Source organism: Pseudomonas sp. 20P_3.2_Bac5, from assembly GCF_025466035.1.
Taxonomy (GTDB): Bacteria; Pseudomonadota; Gammaproteobacteria; order Pseudomonadales; family Pseudomonadaceae; genus Aquipseudomonas.
Genome location: NZ_JANLOA010000132.1, coordinates 1 through 3,127, shown reverse-complemented (window position 1 = coordinate 3,127; position 3,127 = coordinate 1). Strand labels below are relative to the sequence as shown.

The 3,127-nt window shown below is 66.2% G+C and carries 1 protein-coding gene; it reads right to left on the bottom strand.

Going from position 1 to position 3,127, the window contains the following annotated elements; all coding sequences use genetic code 11:
- Window positions 1-3,127, bottom strand: a 3,127-nt coding sequence (locus tag NTD88_RS26305) for an autotransporter-associated beta strand repeat-containing protein (protein ID WP_262155063.1), incomplete at both ends; no start/stop codon positions are given.

The following is a 3,127-nucleotide window of genomic DNA, read 5'->3' as shown; positions in this document are numbered from 1 at the left end:
GATACGCCCGCTCAGGAGAAGAGGATCGGCGTTGCCCACGGTCAGGCTGCTGGCCAGTTCGATGCGGTTCTTCAGCTCGGAAACACCGGCGGTGAGTACGGTGCTGGCGCCGTTGACCGCGAGCACGCTGCTGCCCAGTGCCTTGTTGTGGCCCAGCGCCAGGATGCCGCCGTTCAGCACGGTGCTGCCCTGGTAGCTGTTGTTGCCATCGAGCCTCAGCGCGTTGGCGCCGTTCTTGATCAGCCCGCCATTGCCATTGATCTGCCCGGTCAGGGTCAGGTCATTGCTGCCGGCCAGGGTCAGGTCGCCATCGAGAATCACGGTGTTCCCGGCGCTGACAGCGGTGTTGTTGTCCAGCGTGGTGCCAGCGCTGACGCGCAGGCTGCCGGTGCCGAGTGCGGCGTTGTTGCCCAGCACCAGGGTGCCCGCGCTCAGGAGGGTACCGCCGCTGTAGGTATTGGCGCCATTGAGCACCAGGGTGCCGCTGTCCAGTTTGTTCAGGATGCCGCTGCCGCCCAGACCCACGTCCAGCGTTGCGGTCTTGCCGGTGTCGACGCGCACGGCGCTGTAGCCGCTGGTGCCGTTGACCAGTTGCAGCGTGTCCGCGGCGCCGCCCTCCAGGCTGTAGCCATCGGTCAGGAATTGCAGGCCGGTGACGCTTTGGCTGCCGTCAACGGTGACGGTGCCCGCCGTGCCCTGGAACACCGCGAAGGAACTGTTCCAGGCGCCGTTGAGGCCGGCGTTGGTGGTGGTCCAGTTGCTGGTGATGCTGTTCCAGGTGCCGCTGCCGCCTTCGACGGTGCCATTGCCGGTCAGTTGGCTGCCGTCCCAGAAACGGATATCGGCCGAGCCACCCACCACCAGGTTGATCTGGTTGGCGACGCTGCTCTGCAGTTCCAGTTCGTTGGCCGGAACGCCTATCGGCAGCCCGTTGAGTTGCAGGCCGTTGTCAATCAGCAAGCCGCCGTAATCGAACAGGCGGTACACGCCGATGCCGAAACCGCCGGTGTCGGTGATATTGAGTTTGCCGTCGAGGGTCAGGTTGCCGGTGACATTGGCCAGGCCTGCCGCGCCGGCCGTGGCAGTGCCCAGGGCGACGTCGAGGTTGGAGGTGTCGTTCAGCACCAGCGAACCGAGGGTCAGCACCGAACCGCCGGCCAGGCCGAGGTGGCCGCCGTTGGCGACGGTCACGGCACCGCCCACTGCGCCGCTGCCGGCCAGGGTTGCGCCGTTCTCGACCGAGACACTGCCGCCGCCCAGATTGCCATTGACCCGCAAGGTGCCGCCGGCAACGGTGGTCGCCCCGGCCAGGTTGCTGTTGCCGCTGAGCAGCAGTGTGCCGCTGCCATTCTTGTAGAGCGTGCCGTTTCCGCTCAGGGCGCCACTGAAGGTGCCCTCGTCAACCCGGAATTCGCCCGCATCGAGCTGCACGTTGCCGGCGCCGTTGAGCTGGCCGGTGGCAGCACCCGCGATCAGTTGCAGGGTGGCACCAGACGCGACATTGATCGCGCTCGGCTCGCCCAGCGTGACGGCGGTGTTGCTGATCAGGCGACCGCCATTGATGTTGTAGATGCCGTAGAACCCGTTGCCGCCGTTGAGGGTCAGGGTGCCGGTGCCGGCCTTGGTCAGGCTGCCCATGCCGGTAACGGAACCGTCCAGGGTCAGGTTGTTGCTGCCCTGTACGGTCAGGTCGCCGCTGATGGCGACGTCGTTGCCGACGGTCAAGGCGCTGCTGCTTTCCAGCGCGGCGGTCCCGGCGACATCCAGCCGGCCAGCGCCCAGGGCGTTGGCATTGCCCAGCACCAGGGTGCCGGCGTTCAAGGTGGTATTGCCCTGGAACAGGTTGTTGCCGCTCAAGGTCAGCTTGCCGCTGCCGTCCTTGACCAGCCCGCCGGCGCCGGACACCACGCCGCCAAGGGTCAGGTCGTTACTGCCGACCACGGTGAGTTCACTGTTGAGCGTGACGGCATTGCTGACCGCGATATTCGCCGCCGCCTGCAGGCTGGACGCGCCGCCGACCGTCAGCGTGGTGTTGCCCAGCGAGGTGTTCTGGCCCAGGCGCAAGGTGCCCTGATTCAGTGTGACCGTGCCGTTCAGGGTGTTGGCGCCGGTCAGGTTCAGCGCACTGCCGCCATTCTTGATCAGGTTGCCGGAGCCGGAGACGATGCCGGTCAGGGACATGTCGCGGGTGCCGAGAACGGTCAGGTCGCCACTGATCAGCACGTTGTTGCCAATCAGCGCGCCCGGCAGGCTGCTGTCGAGCGTGGTGCCGTTGGCCGTGTTCAGCCCGCCCGCGCCCAGCGCGCTGCTGCTGCCCAGTACCAGGCCACCGGCGTTGAGCCAGATATTGCCCAGTTGAGAGTTGTTGCCATTGAGCGCCAGGGTGCCGGTCCCGATCTTGAGCAGGCCGCCGGCGCCGCTGACGGCGCCGTTCAGGGTCAGGGTGGTGCCAGCGTCGACCTGAATGTTGGACACGCCGGAGAACACCATGCCATTGCTCAATTGCACATCGCTGATGTCGGTGCGCAGGTAAGTGCCGGAGGCAAGGCTCAGGGCGCTGCTACCCAGCGCGCTGTTATTGCGCAGCACCAGGGTGCCGGCGCTGAGGGAGGTGCCACCGGTGTAGCTGTTGCTACCGGCGAGGACCAGGGTGCCTGTACCGCTTTTCTGCAGTTTGCCGGTGCCGCCGACAGGCGCTTCGATCAGCGCCGTGACGCCGTTGTCGACAGTGAACACCGCCGAACCACCCGTGCCGTTGATCAGGTTCAGGCTGCCTGCCGTCCCTGCGGTCAACGCGTAGCCGTCGGTCTTGAATTGCAGGGCGCTGACGTTCTGCGAACCTTCGATGACCACCGTGCCCGAGGCTGCCTGGAACACTGCCGAGACACCTGTCCAGACACCGTTGATGGCCCCGCCGGACTTGGTCCAGTTGGTATTGGTCGCGTTCCAGACGCCGCTGCCACCCTCGATGGTGCCGTTGGCGACCGAGGTGTTGCCGTCCCAATACTGGTTGCTCAGGGCTGGCGAGTTGACGACGATGTTGGCCGTCTTGGCCACGTTGTCCATCGACAGGGTGATCTGCCCGAGCACCACATCCGCCGGGAAGATGCCCGGGTTGGCACCGCCA